The organism is Serratia sp. PL17 (assembly GCF_017832355.1).
Lineage (GTDB): Bacteria > Pseudomonadota > Gammaproteobacteria > Enterobacterales > Enterobacteriaceae > Serratia.
On sequence record NZ_JAFIBY010000010.1, the window covers coordinates 121036 to 147269 of the forward strand.

The 26234-nt window shown below is 54.6% G+C and carries 18 protein-coding genes and 3 tRNA genes; 14 read left to right on the forward strand and 7 right to left on the reverse strand.

Annotated features, from left to right (window positions below):
- Window positions 1-243 precede the first annotated feature (243 nt).
- From JOE25_RS23980 to mutH, 3 genes are all read right to left on the reverse strand, one after another.
- Complete coding sequence (locus JOE25_RS23980; RefSeq protein WP_135317776.1) at window positions 244-462, reverse strand: YgdI/YgdR family lipoprotein; 219 nt, start codon at window positions 460-462, stop codon at window positions 244-246.
- Between the two features lie 174 nt (window positions 463-636).
- Window positions 637-1353, reverse strand: a complete 717-nt coding sequence (locus tag JOE25_RS23985) for a TerC family protein (protein WP_209639780.1) — start codon at window positions 1351-1353, stop codon at window positions 637-639.
- 94 nt (window positions 1354-1447) lie between these two features.
- On the reverse strand, window positions 1448-2134 hold the full coding sequence (mutH, locus tag JOE25_RS23990; RefSeq protein WP_209639783.1) for a DNA mismatch repair endonuclease MutH: 687 nt from the start codon (window positions 2132-2134) through the stop codon (window positions 1448-1450).
- Between the two features lie 696 nt (window positions 2135-2830).
- Here mutH and rppH point away from each other — a divergent pair.
- The 12 genes from rppH (at window position 2831) to recD (ending at window position 21519) form a co-directional block, all read left to right on the forward strand.
- Entirely contained in the window at window positions 2831-3358 is a 528-nt protein-coding gene (rppH, locus tag JOE25_RS23995) for an RNA pyrophosphohydrolase (RefSeq protein WP_209639786.1), read from the forward strand.
- Window positions 3359-3370: 12 nt separating this feature from the next.
- Entirely contained in the window at window positions 3371-5617 is a 2247-nt protein-coding gene (gene ptsP / locus JOE25_RS24000; RefSeq protein ID WP_209639789.1) for a phosphoenolpyruvate--protein phosphotransferase, read from the forward strand.
- Window positions 5618-5810: 193 nt separating this feature from the next.
- Window positions 5811-6683, forward strand: coding sequence for a prolipoprotein diacylglyceryl transferase (gene lgt / locus JOE25_RS24005; RefSeq protein WP_209639792.1), 873 nt, complete (start codon window positions 5811-5813; stop codon window positions 6681-6683).
- Window positions 6684-6690: 7 nt separating this feature from the next.
- A complete protein-coding gene (gene thyA / locus JOE25_RS24010) occupies window positions 6691-7485 on the forward strand; it encodes a thymidylate synthase (RefSeq protein WP_209639795.1) in 795 nt (264 codons plus the stop codon).
- A 244-nt stretch (window positions 7486-7729) separates the two neighbouring features.
- Window positions 7730-8236, forward strand: a complete 507-nt coding sequence (locus JOE25_RS24015) for a prepilin peptidase-dependent protein (protein WP_209639798.1) — start codon at window positions 7730-7732, stop codon at window positions 8234-8236.
- Complete coding sequence (locus JOE25_RS24020; RefSeq protein ID WP_209639801.1) at window positions 8224-8802, forward strand: prepilin peptidase-dependent protein; 579 nt, start codon at window positions 8224-8226, stop codon at window positions 8800-8802. Before JOE25_RS24015 ends, JOE25_RS24020 begins: the two co-directional genes overlap by 13 nt.
- Complete coding sequence (locus JOE25_RS24025; protein ID WP_209639804.1) at window positions 8799-9245, forward strand: YgdB family protein; 447 nt, start codon at window positions 8799-8801, stop codon at window positions 9243-9245. Before JOE25_RS24020 ends, JOE25_RS24025 begins: the two co-directional genes overlap by 4 nt.
- Complete coding sequence (locus JOE25_RS24030; RefSeq protein WP_209639807.1) at window positions 9235-9576, forward strand: prepilin-type N-terminal cleavage/methylation domain-containing protein; 342 nt, start codon at window positions 9235-9237, stop codon at window positions 9574-9576. The genes JOE25_RS24025 and JOE25_RS24030 overlap by 11 nt, the downstream gene beginning before the upstream one ends.
- A 33-nt stretch (window positions 9577-9609) precedes the next feature.
- A complete protein-coding gene (gene recC, locus JOE25_RS24035; protein ID WP_209639811.1) occupies window positions 9610-12981 on the forward strand; it encodes an exodeoxyribonuclease V subunit gamma in 3372 nt (1123 codons plus the stop codon).
- A 245-nt stretch (window positions 12982-13226) separates the two neighbouring features.
- Entirely contained in the window at window positions 13227-16115 is a 2889-nt protein-coding gene (ptrA, locus tag JOE25_RS24040) for a pitrilysin (RefSeq protein WP_209639950.1), read from the forward strand.
- Window positions 16112-19672, forward strand: coding sequence for an exodeoxyribonuclease V subunit beta (gene recB / locus JOE25_RS24045; RefSeq protein ID WP_209639813.1), 3561 nt, complete (start codon window positions 16112-16114; stop codon window positions 19670-19672). Before ptrA ends, recB begins: the two co-directional genes overlap by 4 nt.
- Complete coding sequence (recD, locus tag JOE25_RS24050) at window positions 19669-21519, forward strand: exodeoxyribonuclease V subunit alpha (RefSeq protein ID WP_209639817.1); 1851 nt, start codon at window positions 19669-19671, stop codon at window positions 21517-21519. The genes recB and recD overlap by 4 nt, the downstream gene beginning before the upstream one ends.
- A 31-nt stretch (window positions 21520-21550) precedes the next feature.
- On the opposite strand, the gene argA is transcribed toward recD, so the two are convergent.
- A complete protein-coding gene (gene argA / locus JOE25_RS24055; RefSeq protein WP_209639819.1) occupies window positions 21551-22876 on the reverse strand; it encodes an amino-acid N-acetyltransferase in 1326 nt (441 codons plus the stop codon).
- A 240-nt stretch (window positions 22877-23116) separates the two neighbouring features.
- Here argA and amiC point away from each other — a divergent pair, with 240 nt between their 5' ends.
- On the forward strand, window positions 23117-24370 hold the full coding sequence (gene amiC / locus JOE25_RS24060; protein ID WP_209639822.1) for an N-acetylmuramoyl-L-alanine amidase AmiC: 1254 nt from the start codon (window positions 23117-23119) through the stop codon (window positions 24368-24370).
- 100 nt (window positions 24371-24470) lie between these two features.
- On the opposite strand, the gene JOE25_RS24065 is transcribed toward amiC, so the two are convergent.
- From JOE25_RS24065 to JOE25_RS24075, 3 genes are all read right to left on the reverse strand, one after another.
- Window positions 24471-24547: transfer RNA gene (locus JOE25_RS24065), tRNA-Met, on the reverse strand.
- A 64-nt stretch (window positions 24548-24611) separates the two neighbouring features.
- A tRNA-Met gene (locus tag JOE25_RS24070) sits at window positions 24612-24688 on the reverse strand.
- A 61-nt stretch (window positions 24689-24749) separates the two neighbouring features.
- Window positions 24750-24826 (reverse strand) — tRNA-Met (locus JOE25_RS24075).
- Window positions 24827-25039: 213 nt separating this feature from the next.
- Between JOE25_RS24075 and mltA the strand changes: the two genes are divergently transcribed.
- Complete coding sequence (gene mltA, locus JOE25_RS24080) at window positions 25040-26182, forward strand: murein transglycosylase A (RefSeq protein WP_209639825.1); 1143 nt, start codon at window positions 25040-25042, stop codon at window positions 26180-26182.
- Window positions 26183-26234: the final 52 nt, after the last annotated feature.

Sequence of the window (26234 nt, forward strand, 5' to 3'; positions counted from 1 at the left end):
TATATCGCCTTTCTCGACTATAACCAAGCGGAGAAGATGGGGGAAGAGGATTCAGTGCGAGAGGCGGCTATCGTGTATCACAGAGGCGGTCTTTCAAGCTGCGGCGATCAAATAGGTTCCCGGCAGATTTGTCACTGACTTCAGCGACTGTAGGGACGAATAACCTCGTCCCTACAATATTTGGGTACAAACGAGCTGGGGGCCTGGCTGCAACGTGAAAGCTATAGGGTATAGTCAGGGTGTTTAACGCTCGATAACCTGTGAAACCTGATCACCGTTGATTTGGCGACTGTTACCTTTTTCATCTTTATAGCTGATCAGGCCGGTATCTTTGTCGATTTCCGGTTTGCCCTGGGTCAGGATCATATTGCCGTCTTTAGTCGCCATAACGTAATCGCTGGAACATCCCGCCAACCCGGCGGCGATAACCAGTGCCGAAACTGCCATTACCCACTTTTTCATCCTGCCGATCCTCGTTTATGTATGCAGAAAAGAAGTCTCTTCTTAGATTAGCAAACTCTAGATGCGCCGTGTTTCGGATAAGTCCTTATCTCTGTAAGAGAAAGTGGGATCGAGCAGCGTTGGGAACGGCGGACAATATTGCGGGAGCGGCTTTTGCACACTCCCGCAGAGGCATTACTCAGAGACCTGCTTTTTCTTGCTGCGCATTAAGTTGAGCGCTTCAACCGACATTGAGAAGAACATCGCAAAGTAAATGTAGCCTTTTGGTACATGTACCTGGAAGCTTTCCAACATCAGTGTGAAGCCGACCAGGATCAGGAATGCCAGCGCCAGCATTTTCACCGAAGGGTGGCGGTTAACAAACTCGCCAATCGGGCGGGCGGCAAACATCATGACGCCAACGGCAATGACCACAGCGGCCATCATGATAAACAGGTGGTCAGACAGACCTACTGCGGTGATCACCGAGTCCAGGCTGAAAATGATATCCAGCAGCATAATTTGTACGATGGCGCCAAAGAAACTGTGCACTTTCGTGTTGTGTTCTTCCTCTGAGCCTTCGATGGTTTCATGAATCTCTTTGCTGGCTTTCCAAATCAGGAACAACCCGCCCAGAAGCAGGATCAGATCGCGTGCGGAAATGCTGTGTTCCATCACGGTAAACAGCGGGTGGGTCAGACGGATCACCCAGGCGATAGAGGCCAACAGCCCCAGGCGCATTAACATTGCACCCGCCAACCCGAGACGGCGCGCTTTATTCTGTTGCGCTTTCGGCAGTTTGGACACCACCAGGGAAAGGAAAATAATGTTATCAATACCCAGAACGATCTCAAGAATGGTCAGCGTACCTAACGCTAACCAGGCATTGGGATCCACAATCCACTCGAACATTGCCCAGCACACCTTAATAAAAAGCCAAGGCTGAATTATACCCGTTTATTGATACGGCGACACCGTTAGCTAAACGTGACCTAAACAAACGCGATCAGATGAGAAAATGTCTTGCCAATAGCGCGCCGGTAAAACTTTTCTTCAGATAAAAGCCGCGCGGCAAGGTGAGGATCGGCTGCCCCTGTTCACCGATGGCTTCCGTTAGCGCTTTACTGTTGGCGGCCTTGGGCCGAAGTTGCAGTACTTCACCGTGTCGAGCCGTGATCTGTTCGACGTGGCCGAGCACGATCAAATCCATCAATTCTTCCCAGTCGCGGCGCAGCATTTCTTCTTCAACCGCGTTAGGGCTCCATAACAACGGAGAACCGATGCGACGTTGCGCCAGCGGGATTTGCCGTTCACCTTCAACCGGGATCCACAATACACGCGCCAGTTTATAGCGCACGTGGCTGCTGGCCCAGGTTACACCGCTATTGCCGGTTAAGGGGGCAACGCAGACGAAGGTGGTTTCCAGTGGTTTACCGGCGGCGTCTATCGGAATCGTTTTTAACTCGATACCCAATTCGGGGAAATCCTGCTCCGGTTTGCTGCCTGCCATGGCGCCAAGATATTGTTCCAACAGCATGCCAACCCAGCCTTTATCGCGCTTCAGGTCCTTAGGGATAGCCAACTGTGCGCGTTCGGCCAGCTCACCCAGGCTGCAACCGGCAAGCTGTTGCGCCCGTTCAAACAGCTGTTGCTCGTTTTTGGGAGGAGCGGGCAGAGGAGATAAAAACGCCATAATACAAGCCTGTTAGATTTGGTTGAAAAACGTACTGCATTTGTACACAGATAACTTTTGCCGGAAGTGGCTGGGGAAAAGAATAATAGTAGCATGATTTTTCATGACTTTTTTTCTGACACATGGCGGGGAGAAAATTCCTGACGACGCTTGTGCACCAGAAGCCACCGACAATAAACAGGATCTTACACCTATTTATCCACAGATTTATGGGATAACCCAAATTTTTACCGATCACTGGTTCGATTTACAGCCTTGACGTGGACACCTTTTTGCGAAATTGTCCGTTTTGTGCGTAACTTACGCGAATAATCTGTGGATAAAAACGACGTTGGTGGATCTTTCACCAGGCCAGGATCCTTAACGGACATAGATCACATTTTTGCTCTGTACATGTCTGTTGATAAATCCATAACTTCTTATTTTAAAGGTATTAATTTGGTTTTCGTTTTTTATGGGTTTTTGAGCTTGTCAGAGTTTTACCGGCTTATCCCTTGAGTTCTTCACACACCTATCCACAGAAAAAGTGAATAAAACCGCGGTGAAATTGCCCTGCATGTTTATAACTTTGCCATTATCTGTGAGTTATCCCAATGTTATCCGGTTTGCAGGGCCGCAAAGCAGTGGTTTACCGCCTGTAGCTTGTGTGAAACAATCAGGGTATCTATGCGAATTTAAGCTTATCGAGGTAGTCCGGTGATCGATGATGATGGCTACCGCCCGAATGTTGGTATCGTAATCTGTAATCGTCAGGGGCAAGTCCTGTGGGCTCGCCGTTACGGTCAACACTCCTGGCAGTTTCCCCAAGGTGGGATTAACCCTGGTGAAACCGCAGAACAGGCAATGTACCGTGAGCTGTTCGAAGAAGTGGGGCTGAGTAAAAAGGATGTGCGTATCCTGGCCTCAACCCGCAACTGGTTGCGCTATAAATTGCCAAAACGTTTGGTGCGTTGGGACACAAAGCCGGTTTGTATCGGCCAAAAGCAGAAATGGTTTCTGTTGCAGTTAATGTGCAATGACGCTGATATCAATATGCAACGCAGCAGCACGCCGGAGTTTGACGGTTGGCGCTGGGTGAGTTTTTGGTATCCGGTGCGCCAGGTGGTGTCGTTCAAACGTGACGTATACCGCCGGGTGATGAAAGAATTCGCCGTGACCGTGATGCCAATGCAGGAGCAGGCAGCACAGCGGCAGATCCCCGCTTATCGCCGGAAGAGAGGTTAAGTTAAGCCGACTATGCTCACGCGCTTGCGAGAAATTGTTGAGAAGGTGGCCGCGGCGGCCAGTCTGACAGATGCGCTGGATCTTTTGGTTAATGAAACCTGTCTGGCAATGGATACGGAGGTCTGTTCCATCTATCTGGCGGACAACGACCGCCGCTGCTACTACCTGATGGCGACACGCGGGTTAAAAAAACCGCGTGGGCGTGTCATCGCGTTGGCATTTGATGAAGGTGTCGTCGGGTTGGTCGGGCGCCGTGCGGAGCCTATTAACCTGGCGGATGCGCAAAGTCACCCCAGCTTCAAATACATTCCTCAGGTGAAGGAGGATCGTTTCCGATCCTTCCTCGGCGTGCCGATCATTCATCGCCGCCAATTGCTGGGCGTGTTGGTGGTGCAGCAGCGTGAGCTACGTCAGTTTGACGAAAGCGAAGAATCCTTCATGGTGACGCTTGCCACGCAGATGGCCGGGATCCTCTCGCAGTCACAGCTTAACGCCATTTTCGGCCAATACCGACAGACGCGTATTCGCGCACTGGCAGCCTCACCGGGCGTTGCGGTGGCGGAGGGCTGGCAGGACAGCAGCCAGCCTTCACTCGATCAAGTTTATAAGGCCTCGACGCTCGATACCGCGAGCGAGCGGGAACGCCTGACTCAGGCGCTTGAAGAAGCCGGGGCGGAATTCCGTCGCTTCAGCAAGCGCTTTGCCGCCAGCTCGCAAAAAGAGAGCGCGGCGATCTTCGATCTCTACTCTCACCTGTTGAACGACGCCCGTCTTAAACGCGAATTGTTTGCCGAGATTGATGCCGGTTCTGTGGCTGAATGGGCGGTTAAACAGGTGATTGAAGTCTTTGCCGCGCAGTTCGCCAGCCTGCAAGACACCTACATGCGCGAGCGTGCAAGCGATCTGCGTGCGCTTGGCCAACGCCTTTTGTTCCACCTCGACGACACCACCCAAGGTGCGACTCAGTGGCCAGCGCGTTTTGTACTGGTGGCCGATGAGCTGACTGCCACACTGCTGGCCGAAATGCCGCAGGACAGGCTGGTCGGTGTTGTTGTGCGTGACGGTGCTGCCAACTCCCATGCGGCGATATTGGTGCGTGCGATGGGCGTGCCGACGGTGATGGGGGCAGATATTCAGCCTGCGCTGCTCAGTCAGCGGCTGTTGATTGTCGATGGTTATCGCGGTGAACTGCTGGTGGATCCTGAGCCGGTACTGGTTCAGGAATACCAACGGCTGATCAGCGAAGAACAAGAATTAAGCAAACTGGCTGAGGACGACGTTGAGCAGCCGGCCCAACTCAAAAGTGGCGAGCGTGTTCAGGTCATGCTCAATGCTGGCCTTAGCCCGGAACACGAACAATTGCTGGGTGGGCGGGTCGACGGCGTTGGCCTGTACCGTACTGAAATCCCCTTCATGTTGCAAAGCGGTTTTCCTTCTGAAGAAGAACAAGTCGCGCAGTATCAAGGCATGCTCCAGCTGTATCCGAACAAGCCAGTGACGCTGCGTACGCTGGATATCGGTGCCGATAAGCAACTGCCGTATATGCCGATCAGCGAAGAAAACCCCTGCTTGGGCTGGCGCGGTATCCGTATCACGCTGGATCAACCGGAAATATTCTTGATTCAGGTACGGGCCATGCTCCGTGCCAATGCGGGCACGGGCAATCTGGGTATTCTGCTGCCGATGATCACCAGCCTGGAAGAGATCGACGAGGCTCGGCGTTTGATCGACCGCGCAGGGCGAGAAGTGGAAGAGGTTCTCGGGTATGAAATCCCGAAACCGAAGCTGGGCATCATGCTGGAAGTGCCGTCGATGATCTTCATGATCCCGCATCTGGCCGGGCGCGTTGAGTTTATTTCGGTGGGCACCAACGACCTGACGCAATATCTGCTGGCGGTAGATCGCAATAATACCCGGGTAGCGTCGCTGTATGACAGCCTGCATCCTTCCATGTTGCAGGTGTTGAAGTTGATCGCCGTTCAAGCCAAGGCCGTCGGGTTACAGGTCAGCTTGTGCGGTGAATTGGCTGGCGACGCAATGGGCGCGCTGTTGCTGGTGGGCATGGGGTATCGCAATCTGAGCATGAACGGCCGCAGCGTGGCGCGCATCAAATATCTGTTGCGACATATCGAACTATCCGACGCCGAAGTGTTGACGCAGCGGGTACTGAACGCACAAATGACCACCGAAGTACGTCATCAGGTTGCGGCGTTTATGGAGCGGCGTGGCATGGGCGGTTTGATCCGCGGCGGTAAGTAAGGTCACGGGCTGACTGATTTTTTTACAGAACTTTTCCCAGCAGGCCAGACCGGAGGGGGTTAAGCTTATGCTATTATCCGCCTCCTCAACTGCGTTGAAAGCAACGGAAAAAGAGTGTTCCTGCTGTGTTTCACCGCGTTTGGCACCTGCCGCCCCCGGATGGGGAAGAATAATAGACATGTTGTGGTGATAGATGACCAATAGCTATCTGGCGTTTCCTAAATTTGATCCGGTGATTTTCTCTATCGGCCCGGTTTCTCTGCATTGGTACGGTTTGATGTACCTGGTTGGCTTCGTTTTTGCCATGTGGCTGGCGGTGCGCCGTGCCAACAAGCCAGGCAGCGGTTGGACCAAGGATGAAGTAGAGAACCTGCTGTATGCCGGTTTCCTCGGTGTGTTCGTCGGTGGCCGCGTTGGCTATGTGCTGTTCTACAACCTGCCGCTGTTCCTGGATAACCCGCTCTATCTGTTTAAAGTCTGGGATGGCGGCATGTCGTTCCACGGCGGTTTGATGGGTGTGATCCTGGTGATGTTCTGGTTCGCTCGTCGCACCAAGCGCACCTTCTTCCAGGTTTCCGATTTTATTGCCCCGCTGATCCCATTCGGGTTGGGTGCCGGCCGCTTGGGCAACTTTATCAACGGCGAACTCTGGGGCCGTGTGACGACCGATACCCCATGGGCGATGCTGTTCCCAAGTTCGCGCAGCGAAGACGTGGCGCTTGCCGCCGCAGACCCGCAGCTGTTGCCGATCCTGAACCAATACGGAGTGTTGCCGCGCCATCCATCTCAGCTGTATGAATTGCTGCTGGAAGGCGTGGTGCTGTTTATCATTCTGAACCTGTTTATCCGCAAACCGCGGCCAATGGGCGCCGTCTCCGGCCTGTTCCTGATTGGTTATGGTGCATTCCGTATTATTGTCGAAGCTTTCCGTCAGCCGGATGCCCAGCTCGGCCTGTTCGACGGCGTAATCAGCATGGGGCAGATCCTGTCCATTCCTATGGTGGTGGCCGGTATTATTATGATGATTTGGGCGTATCGTCGCCGCCCGCAGCAACAACTGTCGTGAGGAACAAATGAAACAGTATCTGGATTTGATGAACAAAGTGCTCGCCGAGGGCACCCCTAAAGCCGACCGTACCGGCACTGGCACGTTGTCGATTTTCGGCCACCAGATGCGTTTCAATTTGCAGGAAGGGTTTCCCCTGGTTACCACCAAAAAATGTCACCTGCGTTCAATTATTCATGAACTGCTGTGGTTCCTGAACGGTGACACCAACGTGGCTTACTTACGGGAAAACAACGTCAGCATTTGGGATGAATGGGCTGACGAAAACGGCGATCTTGGCCCGGTGTACGGCAAGCAATGGCGAGCCTGGGGGGCAGCGGACGGTCGTCAGATCGACCAATTGACCACCGTGCTGAACCAATTGAAACAGGATCCAGATTCGCGCCGTATCATCGTTTCTGCCTGGAACGTGGGTGAGCTGGATCAGATGGCATTGGCACCGTGCCACGCGTTCTTCCAGTTCTATGTGGCAGACGGGAAATTGTCTTGCCAGCTGTATCAGCGTTCTTGTGATGTGTTCCTGGGCCTGCCGTTCAACATTGCCAGCTATGCGTTGCTGGTGCATATGATGGCGCAGCAATGCGATCTGGAAGTGGGTGATTTCGTCTGGACAGGTGGCGACACGCATCTGTACAGCAACCATATGGAACAAACCCAGCTTCAGTTGACCCGCGAACCGCGTGCATTGCCAAAACTTCTGATCAAACGCAAACCGGCATCGCTGTTCGATTACCGTTTCGACGATTTTGAAATCGAAGGTTACGATCCGCACCCTGCCATCAAGGCACCGGTTGCCATTTGATTTCCTTGCCATAAATTATTGCTAAGGGCGCACGGGTTGCGCCCTTACTTTTTTCTGCCTCTGCCTCTGCCTCTGCCTCTGCCTCTGCCTCTGCCTCTGCCTCTGCCTCTGCCTCGTTTACCTCTGCGTTCTGCTTCGCATTTTTTTAGGCTTTTCCACTCGTTACATCAAAAGGTTGCGTGGCGTAATTCATGTCGGCTAACGGGCGCTTTATCCCGCGGCATACTGGCTTACACTGGCCGCTATGAATGATGAGACGACGTTTAACTTTACAGGCCAACGTGGCATGACACTCATTGAACTGTTGGTGGTTATGACCCTGGCCGGTGTGCTAACCGGCGCAGGGATCAGCCATTGGCGTGATTACCAGCAGTCTTTGCGGTTGGAGCATACCGCCCAACAGTTGCTGGCCTTTCTCACACGGATGCAAGCGGACGCTAACTGGCGCAATCGCACGGTATTGCTGGGTTTTAAAACCGGCACCCCCTGGTGCATCAGCAACGGGCAAGCCCCTGCGGATTGCAATGCGCTCGGCGATGACGTGTTCACCCCGCACTACACGGATGTGCAACTGGCGGGTTATACCCAAAAAGAGATGGGCTTCTATGGCCTGCGTAACAATGCACAAGCCGGGCATATTGTACTGAGCAATGGGGCTGGTAGCCTTCGACTCGTGTTGTCCGGCAAGGGGCGGCTCCGGCTATGCAGTGAAGGCCAAAGCATACGGGGGATTCCATTATGTCAGTCTTAGAGCGTGGTTTTACTTTGCCGGAGGTGATGCTGGCACTCACATTCGGCAGCCTGATTGCGCTTGCTGCCGCTAAGACCTACCCGGTGCTGCGTCAGCACAGTGTTGATGTCGGCCGCTATTATCGGTTGGAGTCGGTGCTGCGGCAGTTGGCTTTTGGTATAGAGAAAGATCTACGCCGTGCCGGTTTCTGTGCGGGTCAGTGCCGCGGAAAGCCTCTGCTGATTAGCCATGCCAGCGGTGAGGCGGCGGGCAGCTGCGTGATTGTGGCCTACGACGTCTCTCGCAACGGTCAGTGGGCAGACACCGGCACTGATGCTGATTACTTTGGTTATCGTCTTCGACAGGGCATGCTGGAAGGGCAGCGTGGTGTGAGGCACTGCAGTGGCACGGGGTGGGAACGCCTACTCGATAGCGACGAAGTGCGCATTGAAACTTTTAACGTCAAAGCCAACGCGGGGGATGGGGGCAAAACCTGGGTTTCGCTGGCATTGACCGGTCGCTCGAAAGCCAATAGCGGTATACGGCGCAGTTTGCATTGGGCAGTTAATATGGCCTCGCTGCCATGAATGCGTGCAAGCAACGAGGGGGCAGTACCCTGGCGGCGGTGATGATGCTGTTGGTGATGGGGCTGATGTTACTGAATGCTCAGCATCGCCAACTGGATAGTGCCTTACTGGTGGCGGCCGACGAGCAGCGCTACTTACAGGCTTATAACCAGGCTATTTCGGCACTCAGTTGGGGTGTGGCACAATCCTGGCCGCGCAACCGCCTTGTCACTAATGGGTGGTGGTGCCAGAAAACCGCTGCATTGCGTGCCTGCGCAAAATTGTCCGCTCAGACGGGTATTGTGCTGGTGCGAGGTGAAGCCGACATGAATCATGGAGAGCCGCTGCGGATATATCAACGGACGAAGCCTGACGGGGCGGAAAGTTCGATCGTGCTGGTTGCAGAGGCGGGGGGCTGGCTGGATTTTTGCCCGGAAAAAAGACAGGTGGACTGTGCGGAGTAAGCAGCAAGGTTTCAGTCTGCCAGAGGTGATGATTGCTGCGTTGCTGTTCGCGGTGTCGCTACTGGGATTGTTACAGTATCATCAGGTGCTGTTGCAGTCGTTCCAGCGTCAGTGGCAGTATCGGCAAGCTTGGTCGTTAGCGCACCAGCAATTAGACGTTTTCGCCGCAACTGGGCGTGTGGATGCCGGACTGCCGCTACCTGCGCCGGGGTGGCTGCTTGATACTGAGCTGAGCACTCCGCAGGCGTTCTGCCAAAGGCTGACGGTAAAAATACAAACGCCCCAACGACAGTGGGCGAAACTCAGCCGTTGGTACTGCAAACGCCAGTAATCCGGCAGTCATTTTGTTTTAAGGGAGCTCCCAATGTTTAGGGTTTATCATTCCAATCAGTTGGATTTGCTGAAAACGTTGACCAGCGCGTTGATAGCCAGAGAGCCATTGGCCGATCCTTTTCAACAGGAAGTGGTATTGGTGCAGAGCCCCGGTATGGCGCAGTGGCTACAGATGCAACTGGCCGAACAGTTTGGCATCGCCGCCAATATCGCTTTCCCACTGCCTGCAACCTTCATCTGGGAGATGTTTACGCGAGTTTTGCCGGGTATTCCGAAAGAGAGTGCCTTTAGCAAAGACGCCATGACCTGGAAGCTGATGTGGCTGCTGCCCGATCTGCTCACCCAACCTGAATTTGCCCCGTTGCAGCATTACCTCACCGACGACGGCGACAAACGTAAAATTCACCAGCTTGCTGGCCGGGTGGCAGACCTGTTCGACCAATATTTGGTGTACCGCCCGCAATGGCTGGAAAGTTGGCAGAAAGGCGAACGCATAGACGGACTGGCGGAAGCACAGCAATGGCAGGCTCCGCTGTGGGCGCGGCTGGTCGAATACACTCAGGCGTTGGGGCAACCGGAATGGCACCGTGCCAATTTATACCGTCGCTTTATCAAGGCACTGGAAAGTGCGGATCAGCCGCCGGTAGGATTGCCGCCACGGGTATTTATCTGCGGTATTTCCGCATTACCGCCGGTATACCTGGAAGCGCTGCAGGCATTGGGAAAGCACATTGATATTCACCTGATGTTCACCAATCCGTGCCGTTACTATTGGGGCGATATCCAGAGCCCGTCATTCTTGGCGAAGTTACAGAGCCGTAAACGGCAGCACTATCGCGATAAAACGGAATATGCATTGTTCAGGGATCCGGATAATGCCGCTTCGCTGTTCAATGAAGAGGGTGAACAAGACTTGCCGAACCCGTTACTGGCCTCATGGGGCAAGCTGGGGCGGGATCATCACTTTTTACTTTCGCAGATTGAATCCTCACAAGAGGTTTTTGCTTTCGTTGATGTCCCTGCGGACAATCTGCTGCATGCCATTCAACACGATATGCTGGAGTTGAAGAACAGCGCAGTGATCGGCACCACACCGGAAACGTTGGAAAGTAGCGCCACTAAACGCCAGCTTGATCCCGACGATCGCTCCATTAGTCTGCATGCCTGCCACAGCCCACAACGAGAAGTTGAAATATTGCACGACCAGTTGTTGAGTATGCTGGCGGACGATCCCGCGCTGACGCCTCGCGATATCATTGTGATGGTGGCGGATATCGACAGCTACACGCCTTATATTCAGGCGGTGTTCGGCAACGCCTCACCTGAACGTTATTTGCCGTTTGCCATTTCTGACCGAAAGGCCAGCCAGGCGCATCCTGCGTTGCAGGCGTTTATTTCGCTGTTGGATCTACCCCAGAGTCGCTTTACGTCAGAACAGGTTTTAGCTCTGTTGGAAGTTCCGGCGCTGGCTGCGCGTTTCTCCATTCGTGAGGAAGGGCTGCGCCTGCTGCGCCACTGGGTCGGCGAGTCTGGCGTGCGCTGGGGCCTGGATGACGACAACGTACGCGAGTTGGACTTGCCCGCGACCGGTCAGCACACCTGGCAATTCGGGATTACCCGTATGCTGCTGGGTTACGCCATGGACAGCAACGCCGGTGATTGGCAGGGCGTATTACCTTACGACGAATCGAGCGGGTTAGTTGCTGAACTGGCTGGCCAACTGGCGGAACTGCTGGCTGCATTGAGCCGCTGGCGGCAACGATTGGGGCAGGCACGCTCCCTGACCGAATGGCAACCGCTGTGTCGACAACTGCTTGAGACCTTCTTCGAGCAGGATGACGAAACCGAAGTGGTGTTGGCACTGATAGAGCGGGAGTGGAACAAAGTGTTCGAGTTCGGGTTGGCGGCGCGCTATCCCGATGACGTGCCGCTGTCTATATTGCGTGACGAGTTGGCTGCGCGTCTTGATCAAGAACGCATCAGTCAACGCTTCCTCGCCGGGCAAATCAATTTTTGCACCCTGATGCCGATGCGTTCCATTCCGTTCGACGTGGTTTGCCTGCTGGGCATGAACGACGGGGTTTACCCGCGCACTCTGCCACCGCTGGGTTTTGACTTGATGGCGCAACAGATGAAGCGTGGCGACCGTAGTCGCCGTGATGATGACCGTTATCTTTTCCTGGAAGCGATTCTGTCGGCACAGAAACGGCTCTATATCAGCTTTATTGGCCGTTCTATCCAGGATAACAGCGAGCGTTACCCCTCGGTATTGGTGACTGAATTGTTAGAGTACCTGGAGCAAAGCTATTGCTTGCCGGGCGATGAAAAGCTGGACGCCGATGGCAGCGCTCGGCGCGTGGGTCAACATTTGCTCAACTGGCATTCACGCATGCCGTTTGCCGCAGAGAACTTTCTGCCCGGCAGCGAAGATCAAAGCTATGCGGCAGAGTGGTTACCTGCCGCCGATAGGCGCGGTGCGGCACATCCGCCGTTTAATCAGCCGTTATTGCCAGAGCCGCAAACGCAGATCTCGTTGGATGATTTGCTGCGGTTCTACCGTCACCCTGTCCGTGCGTTCTTCCAACTGAGGTTGGGCGTCAGTTTCATTCTGGAAGAAACCGAATTACCGGATGAAGAACCCTTTACCCTGGATAACCTCAGCCGCTATCAGTTCAACAGCCAATTGCTGAACACCTTGATTGATGGCGAGGATGCTACGCGCCTGTTTCAGCGGGTACGCGCCGCTGGCGGTTTGCCTTTTGGCCCCTTCGGCGAAATTTATTGGCAGAAGCAGCAGGAAGAGATGACCGAACTTGCCGAACAGGTGCGTGCTGAACGACGAGAGGGACATAGCCTGGAACTGGATATCGATATTGCCGGGGTGAATATCAGTGGGTGGTTGCATCAGGTTCAAGACGATGGGCTGCTGCGCTGGCGACCGTCAACGTTGTCGGCGGTTGATGGGATATTGTTGTGGCTGGAACATCTGGTGTATTGCTGCGTCGGTGGCACGGGAGAAAGCCGTATTTACGGGCGTAAGGGGGCCGCCTGGCGTTTTGCCGCGCTAAGCGCACAAGAGGCTCACGAGCACTTGGCTGAGCTGGTAGCGGGTTACCAGCGCGGCCTGTGTCAACCGTTACTCTTGCTGAACAAAAGTGGTTGGGCATGGCTGAGCCAGTGCTACCAGCCTGAAACGCAGCAGATTGATTGGGATGACGAAGTACAAACCAAGGCTCGGGCGAAACTGCTGCAAGCCTGGCAGGGCGATCAGCGTATTCCTGGCGAGGGTGAAGATCCCTATGTACAGCGGGTGTTCCGCCAATTGGATAATATTTATTTAGCGCAAATTCTGGCCGAAACAGAGCGTTATCTTCTGCCGGTGGCAAGGCATAACCTTGGGTAACAATCCCCCGGTGGTACTGATTGCCTTGTGGTGGTAAAAATAATCAGGGTTATATTCAACTATCGGGGTTAGCTCTGGTCGTACATAACGTACAAGCATATAGACCCGCCGCTTTTCAAACTGCAGCCGTTGTTAACTGCAGCTTGAAATTCAGAGGGTACAGATTTTGAGTGTGTTGTTTTGATGTACGTCGTCAACGTCAGGGATTTGCCGTGACGGCGTCAGAATAGGGGTTCATTTTGGATATACGCAGACAGTTGGCCCGCATCACCGGGTTAGTATTATTGGTTATGTTTTGGGCACCGTTGAGTTGGGCTGCACAGGGATGGCAACCGCTGGCGGAGAAGATCAACAAAAGCGATCACGATCCCCGTCAATATCAGGCGATCAAGTTGGCGAACGGTATGACCGTGCTGCTGGTTTCAGATCCTCAGGCACCTAAATCGCTGGCGGCGTTGGCGCTGCCGGTGGGGTCGTTGGAGGATCCAAATAGCCAGCTTGGGTTAGCGCACTACCTGGAACACATGGTTCTCATGGGGTCAAAGCGCTACCCGCAGCCAGAAAACCTCTCAGAGTTCCTGAAGAAGCATGGCGGTAGCCATAACGCCAGCACGGCGTCTTATCGCACCGCATTCTATCTGGAAGTGGAAAACGACGCCTTGGCCCCGGCGGTAGACCGCATGGCGGACGCCATCGCCGAACCGCTGCTGGATCCGGGTAATGCCGACCGTGAGCGTAATGCAGTCAATGCCGAGTTGACCATGGCACGTTCACGCGACGGTATGCGCATGGCGCAGGTCGGGGCAGAGACGCTGAACCCGGCTCACCCGAGCGCGCGTTTCTCCGGTGGCAACCTCGATACCCTGAAAGATAAGCCAGGCAGCAAATTGCACGACGAGCTGACGGCATTCTACCAACGTTATTATTCCGCTAATTTGATGATGGGGGTGCTTTACAGCAACCAACCATTGCCGGAGTTGGCTGAACTGGCGGCCAAAACTTTTGGCCGCGTGCCTAACCGTAACGCCACTGTGCCGCCGATAGATGTCCCGGCAGTGACCCCTGAACAGCAGGGCATCATTATTCACTATGTGCCGGCTCAACCGCGTAAGCAGTTGAAAGTAGAGTTCCGCATTGACAATAACAGCGCTGAATTCCGCAGTAAGACCGACATCTATATCGGCTACCTGATTGGTAACCGTAGTCAAAATACCTTGTCTGACTGGCTGCAAAAGCAAGGGTTGGCGGATGCCATTAATGCCGGGGCTGATCCGATGGTGGATCGCAATGGCGGCGTATTCTCGATCAGTGTATCGCTGACGGATAAAGGCTTGGCCAAGCGTGACGAAGTCGTTGCCGCGATTTTCAACTACTTGAAAATGCTGCGTACAGAAGGCATCAAGCAAAGCTATTTTGATGAGATCTCCCACGTACTGAATCTGGATTTCCGCTATCCGTCGATCACCCGTGATATGGATTACATCGAATGGCTGGTGGATACCATGGTGCGAGTACCGGTAGAGCATACGCTCGATGCCCCTTACCTGGCCGACCGCTATGACGCCAAGGCAATTGCCGAGCGCCTGGACGCCATGACGCCGCAAAATGCGCGTATCTGGTTTGTCAGCCCGAATGAGCCGCATAACAAAATGGCTTACTTCGTCAATGCACCTTATCAGGTCGATAAAATTACCCCGCAGCGTTTTGAGCAGTGGCAGCAATTGGGTAAAGGGATCAGCCTGTCGTTACCTGCTTTGAACCCGTATATTCCGGATGATTTCAGCCTGAACAAGCCTTCGCACGAGTTTAAAAAACCGGAGATGGTGGTCAACCAACCGGGGCTGCGGGTGTTGTATATGCCAAGCCGCTACTTTGCCGACGAGCCAAAGGCCGACGTCACGGTGGCGTTCCGCAATGCGAAAACCATGGATTCAGCACGCAATCAGGTGCTGTTCTCTTTGACCGACTATCTGGCGGGGATTTCGCTGGATCAACTGAGTTATCAGGCTTCGGTTGGCGGGCTGAGTTTCTCGACTTCGCCAAACAACGGCCTGATGTTTAACGCCAACGGTTTTACCCAGCGCTTGCCACAGTTGCTGACTTCGCTGATCGAAGGGTATTCAAGCTTCACGCCGACGGAAGACCAACTGACGCAAGCCAAATCCTGGTATCTGGAGCAGTTGGATTCGGCGGAGAAGGGCAAAGCCTTTGAACTGGCCATTCAACCGGTGCAGATGGTCTCTCGTGTTCCTTACTCCGAACGCAGCGAGCGCCGTGAGGTGCTGAAAACCCTGACGCTGAAGGACGTATTGGCTTACCGCGACAGCCTGTTGGCGGATGCAACGCCAGAACTGCTGGTGGTGGGGAATATGAGTAAGCAACAGGTGGATACCCTGGCCTCAACGCTGAAGCATCGCTTGGGGTGTACCGGCGTTGAATGGTGGCATGGCGAAGACGTTGAAGTGGCAAAAAAACAGTTGGCCAATCTGCAACGTGCGGGCAGCAGCACTGACTCAGCGCTGGCAGCGGTGTATGTACCGACCGGCTACGATGAAGTGACAGGTATGGCATACAGTTCACTGTTAGGCCAAATTATACAGCCCTGGTTCTACAGCCAACTGCGCACTCAGGAACAACTGGGTTATGCCGTCTTTGCCTTCCCAACGTCAGTGGGCCGGCAATGGGGGATCGGTTTCCTGCTGCAAAGCAACAGCAAGCAGCCAGCATACCTTTACCAGCGCTATCAGGATTTCTATCCGAAAACTGAGAAACGCCTGCGTGAGATGAAAGAAGCCGACTTCGAACAGTACAAGCAGGCGATGATCAACGAGCTTAAACAGCGCCCGCAAACGCTGAGCGAAGAGGCTGGCCGTTTTGCCAATGATTTTGACCGCGGCAACTTTGCGTTTGATACCCGCCATAAGCTGATTGAGCAGATCAAACAATTGACGCCGACTAAACTGGCAGATTACTTCCATCAAGCGGTGATCCAGCCGCAAGGCTTGGCTGTGCTGTCGCAGGTCAGCGGCAGCGGTCAAGAAAAAGCGGATTACGCGGTCCAGCCGGATTGGGTAACTTATCCCAATGCGTCTGCATTGCAGAAAACCTTACCGCGTAAGGTGGCGACACCATGACTGAGACGGCCCCGCAGCGGCTTGACCCACTCACGTTGCCGCTGTTTGGCGAGCGACTGATAGAAGCGTCGGCGGGGACCGGCAAGACCTTTACCATTGGTGCGCTGTATCTGCGTCTGCTGCTTGGCCTGGGCCAGGCAGCGGCCTATCCGCGCCCATTGACGGTTGAAGAAATCCTGGTGGTAACCTTTACCGAGGCGGCTACCGAAGAATTACGCGGACGTATTCGCAATAACATCCATGGGCTGCGCATAGCCTGTGTGCGCGGTAAAGGCGCTAAATGTGACAACCCATTGTTTGTCTCATTGATGGAAGAAATTGAAAATCTTCCGGATGCCGCCGCGCAATTGCTGGCTGCCGAACGTCAGATGGACGAAGCAGCGATCTACACCATCCACGGTTTTTGTCAGCGTATGCTGGCCCACAATGCTTTCGAGTCTGGCATTCTGTTTGAGCAAACTCTGGTGCAGGATGAGCTGCCGCTGCGCCGCCAGGCCTGTGCGGACTTTTGGCGTCGCCACTGTTATCCGTTACCGCTGGGCGTCGCGCGTGCGGTGAGCCAGGAGTGGAGTGGGCCGGAAGCCTTGCTGGCCGATCTTTCCGGCTATCTGCACGGTGAAGCGCCAATGCTGCGCCGACCGCCGAAGGATGAAGAAACGGTGCTGATGCGCCATGAGCAGATTGTGGCACGCATTGATGCCATCAAAGCGCAGTGGCTGGCAGCTGCAGGCGACTTGGAGGCATTAATCAGCCAGTCCGGTGTTGATAAGCGCAGTTATAGCAGCAAGCATCTGCCCAACTGGTTGCACAAAGTCGGTGAATGGGTCGTGCTGGAAACCCAGGACTATCAACTGCCGAAAGAGCTGGATAAATTCCGTCAGTCGGTACTGCTGGAGAAAACCAAAAAAGGCGAGCCGCCGCGCCATGCCTTGTTCGTGGCGATCGACGAACTGTTCGATGAACCCCTGACGCTGCGTGATTTGATCATGGCGCGGGCGCTCAGTGAGATACGTCAGTCTATCCAGCAAGAAAAACGCCAGCGTGCCGAGCTGGGGTTCGACGACTTGCTAAGCCGCCTGGATAGCGCATTGTGCAGCGAAGGCGGCGATCGGCTAGCGCAAGCAATCCGCCAGCGTTACCCGGTAGCGATGATCGATGAGTTCCAGGATACCGACCCACAGCAATACCGCATCTTCCAAAAACTCTATGTTGGCAGGCCGGAATGCGGCCTGTTGCTGATCGGTGACCCGAAGCAGGCGATTTATGCCTTCCGCGGTGCCGACATTTTTACCTATATGCGTGCTCGTTCAGAGGTAAGTGCCCACTACACCCTTGAAACCAACTGGCGTTCGTCACCGGCGATGGTGAACAGCGTTAACCATCTGTTTACTCAGGTGGAAAAACCTTTCCTGTTTGGCCAAATTCCCTTTATCGAGGTTGCCGCCGCTGAGAAAAATCGGGGGGTGGCATTTGAGCTACAAAACCAGGTTCAGCCGGCGATGCAGTTCTGGCTGCAACAGGGGGAAGGTGTTGGCGTTAGTGAGTACCAACAACTAATGGCGCGCCTGTGCGCGACGCAAATCCGTGACTGGCTCAGTGCCGGGCAAAACGAACAGGCCTGGTTGGTGAAGGGCGATAAACGGCGTACGGTGCAGGCATCGGATATTACCGTGCTGGTGCGTAGCCGCAATGAGGCGGCGTTAGTTCGCGATGCGCTCAGCGCACTGGCGATTCCCTCGGTGTATCTGTCCAACCGCGACAGCGTGTTTGATACACCAGAGGCCAAAGACTTGCTGTGGCTATTGCAAGCGGTGTTGGCTCCTGAACAGGAGCGCACGCTGCGCAGCGCCATGGCGACTGGGCTGATGGGGCTGGATGCTCCGGCGCTGGACGGTTTGAACCACGACGAACGCGCCTGGGATAAATTGGTTGATGAGTTTGATGAATACCGCTCGCTCTGGCTACGCCGGGGCGTGTTGCCGATGCTGCGTGAGGTGATGAAACGGCGTCATTTGGCAGAGAACTTGCTGGCCAGTCTCGGTGGTGAGCGCCGTTTGACCGACGTTATGCATTTGGGCGAACTGTTGCAAGAGGCCTCCGCACAGCTCGACAGCGAACATGCGCTGGTGCGTTGGTTGGCGCAGCAGATTGCTCAACCCAATCGCCAATCTGACAACCAGCAGTTGCGGCTGGAAAGCGACCGGCATCTGGTTCAGGTGATCACCATCCATAAATCCAAAGGGCTGGAGTTTGATCTGGTGTGGTTGCCGTTTGTCGGTAATTTTCGCCAGCAGCAGCAGGTGTTGTACCACGATCGCCAAAGCTTCCAGGCTTTGCTTGACCTTGATGCCAATGAAGAGAGTATCGAATGGGCAGAGGAAGAGCGGCTGGCGGAAGATTTACGCTTGCTATACGTAGCGCTGACCCGTTCGGTGTACCACTGCAGCATCGGCATTGCACCTTTGATTCAGGGCACGCGTAAGAAACAGGGCGATACCGATTTACACCGCAGTGCGCTGGGTTATCTGGTACAAGCCGGTCAGGCCGGTGATGCGGACTATTTACAGCGATGTTTGCAACGGCTTGCCGGGGACGGTGTCGCGTTGTCGTTGGTCGGCACCTTGGATGAACAGCCCTGGCAGCCGCAAACGGTGGCCTTGAGCGAACTGGCGGCTAAGGATTTCTCACGTCAGGTACAGGATTTCTGGCGGGTAACCAGTTATACCGGTTTACAGCAACATGGCGCGGGCCTGATGCAGGATTTATTGCCACGGTTGGATGTCGATGCCGCAGGAGAGCAAGCGCAAAGCGGTGAGCCAGCGCTCACACCGCACACCTTCCCACGTGGTGCTACCCCCGGGACTTTCCTGCACAGCCTGTTCGAAACCCTCGATTTCACCCAACCGCTTGATGAACAGTGGTTGCTTGAACAACTGCAACAGCAGGGCTTTGCCGAACATTGGCAGCCGATACTGCTGGCGTGGATGCAAGTGTTGTTGAACACCCCACTTAATGATGCCGGTGTCGCACTGTCGGCGCTGGCACCCCAGCATAAACAGGCAGAACTGCAGTTTTATCTGCCGATCGAGCAGCTGTTGCAGGCGCGCGAGTTGGATAAGCTGGTGAAAAGTTATGACCCGCTTTCTGCCCGCTGTCCTGAGTTGGACTTTCAACAGGTGCAGGGGATGCTGAAAGGGTTTATCGACCTGGTATTCTGCTGGCAGGGGAGATATTACCTGCTGGACTATAAATCCAACTGGCTGGGTGAAGACAGCAGTGCCTATACCCAGCCAGCAATGGCGCAGGCGATGGCGGAACATCGTTACGACTTGCAGTACCAGCTATACACGCTGGCGCTGCATCGCTATCTGCGCCATCGATTGCCGGATTATGACTATCAGCGTCATTTCGGCGGGGTGATTTATTTATTCCTTCGCGGTGTAGATGCGCAGCATCCAGGCAATGGGATTTTCGCCTGCCGCCCGGAGGCGAAATTGGTGGAAGGTATGGACCTGTTATTCCGCGGCGAAACCATTGCGGCGGAGGATGCATCATGATCACGTTATTGGAGCAGGCGCAGGCGCTTGGCGTGTTGCGCCCGCTTGACCTGCAGTTTGCCCGAGTGGTGGCAGGGGACGATGAGCCGGATATTCTGCTGGCTGCCGCCTGCCTCAGTGCAGAGGCCGGGTCTGGGCATGTTTGTCTGATGCTGGAGCAACTGCTGCCGGAAAATCTTTTTGACGGGCGGCAGCCTGAATTGGCACAGGCCGTGTGGCTGGCGGCAGGTCAGTTGGATATTGTCGGTTGGCAACGGCGCCTCTCTGCCTGTGGCGCCGTGGGTGATGGCACTACTGCAATGCCGATGGTGTTGCAGCAGCAGCGCTTGTACCTTCAGCGGATGTGGCAGAACGAAGGTGAGGTTGCTGCGTTTATCAGCAGCGATAGCCTCCATCAGCCCGTTGAAGAAGCAGAGCTGCGCACCATTCTTGACCGCCTGTTCGGCGAGGCGACAGATGAACCGGACTGGCAGAAAATTGCTGCTGCCGTGGCGGCAACACGGCGCATCGCGGTCATATCCGGCGGGCCGGGCACCGGTAAGACCACCACGGTCGCCAAACTACTGGCGGCACTGGTGCAACTCGCCGAGGGGCGTCGTTTGCGTATCCAGCTGGCGGCGCCCACCGGTAAAGCGGCGGCTCGTCTTACTGAGTCGCTCGGCAGTGCCAGCAGGCAATTAATGCTAACCCCAGAGCAGCGTGCCCTGTTCCCCACAGAAGCCTCTACGCTTCATCGCCTGTTAGGCGCTCAGCCCAACAGTCAGCGCATGCGTTATCATCGTGGTAACCCCCTGCATTTGGATGTGCTGGTCGTCGATGAGGCCTCAATGGTCGATTTGCCCATGATGGCACGTTTGATAGCCGCTTTACCTGCCCAGGCACAGGTGATTTTTCTGGGTGACCGTGACCAGCTCGCCTCGGTAGAGGCCGGGGCGGTTCTGGGGGATATTTGTCGTTTTGCCGAACAAGGTTACAGCGTTCCGCGAGCCGAACAACTTTCGCGCCTGACCGGCTGTTTATTACAGGGGCAAAGTGCTCAAGCGGAGGCGGCGGTGCGCGACAGCTTGTGCCTGCTGCGCAAAAGCTACCGCTTTGATGCCAACTCGGGTATTGGCCAATTGGCGTTTGCGGTGAACTCGGGTGACGGTAAACGTGCGTTGGCTACGCTCGGCGGCAGTTTCAGCGACGTTATCGGGTATCCGTTGGCGGAAACACAAGACTACCCGCTGTTACTGGATGCCTGCGTAGCAGGTTACCGTGATTACCTGCGGCAGGTCGCCGAAGGCGCAGATGCCGTGGCAGTGCTTGCAGCTTTTGGCCGTTTTCAGGTGTTGTGCGCGCTGCGAGAAGGGCCATTTGGTATTACCGGATTGAACGAACGTATTGAGACAGGATTGCAACGCGCCGGTCTGATTCGCCGTAAACCCGGTGCTGCGGGGCGCTGGTATCCGGGGCGTCCGGTGATGATTGGCCGCAATGACAGTGCGTTAGGGCTGTTTAACGGTGATATTGGTATTGCCTTACGGGATGTTAACGGCGAACTTCGCGTTCACTTCCAACTGTCAGATGGCAGCATTAAGTCGGTACAACCGAGCCGTTTACCGGCACATGAAACCGCCTATGCGATGACGGTACATAAGTCCCAGGGCTCGGAATTTGACCACACAGTGCTGGTGCTGCCTAATCACTTTCTGCCGGTATTGACGCGTGAATTGGTCTATACCGCGATAACCCGCGCACGCAGGCAACTTTCGTTATATGCCACCGATGCGGTTCTGACACGGGCGATCCGCACGCCAACACAGCGCCGCAGTGGGTTGGCTGAACGGTTGCAGATCAGGGTGTAAATGGGGCGCAGCATGCTGCGCCCACAAAGGATTACAGATCCGCCAGTAGGATCTTGGAGCGGCGCTGGTAGTTGTATAGCGCCTGTTTCTCGACGGGTAGCACGTCGACGTCTGCCGGCGTGAAGCCCCTCTCCTGGAACCAGTGAATGCTGCGCGTGGTTAGCACAAACAGTTTATGTAAGCCCATCTGCCGTGCCTGGCTTTCCACTCGCTGTAGTAACATTTCACCGCGCGATGAGCTGCGATAATCGGGGTGAACCGCAACGCAGGCCATTTCACCAATCTTCTCTTCTGGGAATGGGTATAGCGCAGCGCAGGCGATGGTCAGGTTATCGCGTTCGATAATGGTGAACTTGTCGATCTCCATCTCTAATTGCTCACGTGAGCGACGAACCAAAATGCCTTGCTGTTCAAGCGGGCGGATGAGCTCGAGGATGCCGCCGATATCGTTAATTGTCGCCCGGCGTACTTGTTCAGCACTCTCCATGACGATCTGGGTACCGATACCGTCGCGCGAGAACAGCTCTTGCACCAGTGCACCGTCTTCCTGATAACTGATCAGGTGGCTGCGACGCACGCCGCTGCGGCAGGCTTTTACTGCGCCACGCAGGAAGCGCACGGTGCCGGAATGGTAGTCACCCGTCTCTTCAAGTTCTTCGATGCGTTTCTGCGCATCATTGGGGAACAGTTCGGACAGGATATTGCCTTGTTGATCGGTGACCCCTTGAGAAGAGCAGAAGCCGATCATTTTCTCGGCCTTCAGTTTGATGGCTAACTGGGTTGCCACTTCTTCTGACGTCAGATTAAAGCTTTCGCCGGTGACGGAAACGGCGACCGGGCCAATCAGCACGATAGCGTTGCTGTCGAGCTGACGGTGAATGGCCTCTTCATCAATACGGCGGATACGACCGCTGTGGCAGTAGTCTACGCCGTCATCAATCCCCAGTGGTTGGGCAATGATAAAATTACCGCTAACCACGTTAATATGCGCACCCTGGAGCGGCGTGTTGTTAAGGCTCATCGACAACCGGGCGGTGATGTCCAACTGCAACAGGCCTGCAGCCTGTTTCACCAATTCAAGCGTGTGAGCGTCGGTGACGCGGGTATGCTTGTGATAAATCGGTTCTAGATTATGCTGCGCGAGGTTGGCATCGATCTGCGGTCGTGCACCATAAACCACCACCAAACGAATACCAAGGCTATGCAGCAGCCCGATATCGTTGACGATGTTGGAAAAGTTCTCATGTTCTATGGCTTCCCCGCCAAGCATGACGACAAACGTCTTGCCGCGGTGGGCGTTGATATAGGGAACTGAGTGACGGAATCCTTGGACCAGCTCTGTACTACGTTCCTTCACGGCCAAACCTCATTTGCATATTTATACGATATTTTTGTATTTTTATTCTTTTCTGGCCCTGATGGCAAGTACGAAATTGTCTCTCTTTCTTTGCTAAGGGCGCTGAATCGTTAATAAATTGAAAAACCATAAAAAGATTTTCTGATGACAGCGCCGGAATGATTGGTTAAAGTTTTCGGCATTCCCGTTTTACTGGTGTTTTTTTCATCTGTTTTAATCTGTTATCACTGCTGGAGTCGCATGCCAAACTCAAATCACAATCTGGGCCGCCGTCGTTTATTACAGGGGGTTGCCGCAAGCTGGTTGCTGAGTGTGAGTCGCGTAGGTATCGCTGCTTCATCGCACGTCATTGCCGTACGCGTCTGGCCTTCCTCCACCTATACCCGGGTGACGCTCGAATCTAACGTTGAATTGAAATACAAACAGTTTGCGCTGACCAATCCCGATCGCGTAGTGGTGGATATTGAAGGCGTGCAACTCAACAGCGTGTTGAAGGGTATTGTCGGTCAAGTGCGTGACGACGATCCCTACCTGAAGCAGGCGCGTGTTGGGCAGTTCGATCAAAATACCGTCCGCTTGGTGCTGGAGCTAAAACAGAGCGTTAGCCCTCATATGTTTACGCTGGCACCGGTACCGGAATATCGCAATCGTCTGGTAATGGATTTGTATCCGAGTAAGGGCGGTAGCGGTGAAGACTATGATCCACTGCTGGCGTTACTGGAAGATTACAACAAGGGCGATCTTGAGCGTACTTTGCCGGCGGAGGCACCACAGGCCGGTAAGGCAGGGCGTGACCGGCCTATTGTCATCATGCTGGATCCTGGGCATGGGGGGGAGGATCCCGGTGCCATTGGCAAATTCAAGACGCGTGAAAAAGACATCGTGTTGCAGATTGCGCGGCGACTGAGCACGTTAATCAAACGCGAGCCGAATATGAAAGTCTTTATGACGCGCAATGAAGATGTCTTTATTCCGCTGAAGGTGAGGGTGGCTAAGGCGCGCAAGCAGCGTGCTGACCTGTTTGTGTCAATCCACGCAGATGCTTTTACCAGCCGCGCTGCACGCGGCTCGTCGGTCTTTGCACTGTCGACCAAGGGGGCAACCAGCTCGGCGGCGAAGTTCCTGGCACAAACCCAGAATGAATCGGACCAAATCGGTGGGGTAAGTAAAAGTGGTGACCGCTACCTGGATCACACCATGTTTGATCTAATCCAAACCGCGACCATCAATGACAGTTTGAAATTCGGCAAGGAAGTGCTGAACCGGATGGGGAAAATTAACCGTTTGCATAAGAATCGTGTCGATCAGGCCGGTTTTGCCGTATTAAAGGCACCGGATATCCCATCGATCCTGGTTGAGACCGCGTTTATCAGCAACATAGAAGAAGAGCGTAAGCTGCGTACCACCCATTTCCAGCAGCAGGTGGCGGAATCTATTCTTGCGGGCATCAAGGCCTATTTTGCCAACGGTGGGGCGGTAGCGCGCAGAGGATAACCTAAAAGCAGAAACGGCTGGGCTGATGCCCGGTCAGTTTTTAGCGGATTTTAGATACAAAAAAACACCCGTTAAGGTGCTTATCTGTAGTCATTAAGATTGGTTGCGGAGGCCGGATTTGAACCGACGACCTTCGGGTTATGAGCCCGACGAGCTACCAGGCTGCTCCACCCCGCGTCCGTCTTAATGCTTGTATTATCGAAACCAACATTTCATAAGATACCGCTGGTACAGTATCTGTTGGTTGCGGGGGCCGGATTTGAACCGACGACCTTCGGGTTATGAGCCCGACGAGCTACCAGGCTGCTCCACCCCGCGTCCGTATAATACTTTTTCATCGAATCCAACGCTTAATTGATACTGCTCTTGCAGTATCGGTTGGTTGCGGAGGCCGGATTTGAACCGACGACCTTCGGGTTATGAGCCCGACGAGCTACCAGGCTGCTCCACCCCGCGTCCGATGGAAGCGCACTATACTCTCCGTGCATTTTGTTGCAACCCTTTTTGCATTTAATTGAACTAAAACGGCCTTTCTGGTGGATTAGTCCGCAATTTGCGGTCTTTTTCATCGTTATCCGCCGTGGGGCTTTTTTTATTTGCAGCGATTCCTTTATCTATGGGCGTTTGTTATCGTTCGCCGGTAGATCATATCAGTTGAGAGTGTGCGTGATGAAAGGACGTTGGGGCAAATACCTGCTGGGCGGGTTAGTGGTAGCGGTACTGGCAGGTTGTTCGTCTAAGCCGACTGACCGGGGACAGCAATATAAAGATGGCCGTCTGGATCAGTCTCTGGAGCTGGTGAACCAACCTAACGCCAAGGGCGTACCGGTGAATGCCAGGGATTACGCAGATCAACTGATGGAGATTAAAAACGCCTCTCCTTCACTTTTCAATCGTAACAACACGACGTTTCAGGCCGTACAACGTTGGATGTCCTCTGGCGCTGACACGCGCAGCCTGAACCAATACGGCCTCAGCGCCTACCAAATGGAGGGCGTGGACAACTACGGTAATGTGCAGTTTACCGGTTACTACACCCCGGTATTGCAGGCGCGCTATACCCAACAGGGCGAGTTCCGCTACCCGCTGTACCGCATGCCGCCAAAAGGAAAAGGCCGCTTGCCCGATCGCGCAGGCATTTATTCAGGTGCGCTGGATGACCGCTATATTGTGGCGTACACCAACTCACTGATGGACAACTTTATGATGGAAGTCCAGGGCAGTGGCTATGTGGATTACGGCAATGGTCAGCCGTTGGTGTTCTTCGGCTATGGTGGCAAGAACGGCCATGCTTACCGCAGCATTGGTAAAGTGCTGATTGACCGCGGCGAAGTGGCGAAGGCGGATATGTCGATGCAGGCGATTCGTCAGTGGGCGGATACCCACAGCGCAGCAGAAGTGCGTGAGTTGCTGGAGCAAAACCCTTCCTTTGTCTTCTTCCGTCCGGAGGCCTTTGCGCCGGTTAGGGGCGCCAGTGCTGTGCCACTGATTGCCAAAGCCTCGGTGGCGTCCGACCGTTCGTTGATCCCTGCGGGCACCACGCTGCTGGCAGAAGTGCCGCTGCTGGACAACAAGGGTAAATTCACGGGAAAATATGAGATGCGCCTGATGGTGGCTCTGGATGTGGGTGGGGCGATTAAAGGCCAGCACTTTGACATGTACCAGGGCATCGGGCCAGATGCCGGTCACTCGGCAGGTTTTTACAACCACTATGGCCGCGTTTGGGTGTTGAAAGGCGCCAATGTTAACGCGCCGTTGTTTACCAGCCAGAGCGGTTCCACGTCCGGTGGCTCGCTGTTAGTCACCCGCTAACGGCTCTGGGTGATACAGAAATAGATTGACCCGCAAGGGCCGGACATTCCGG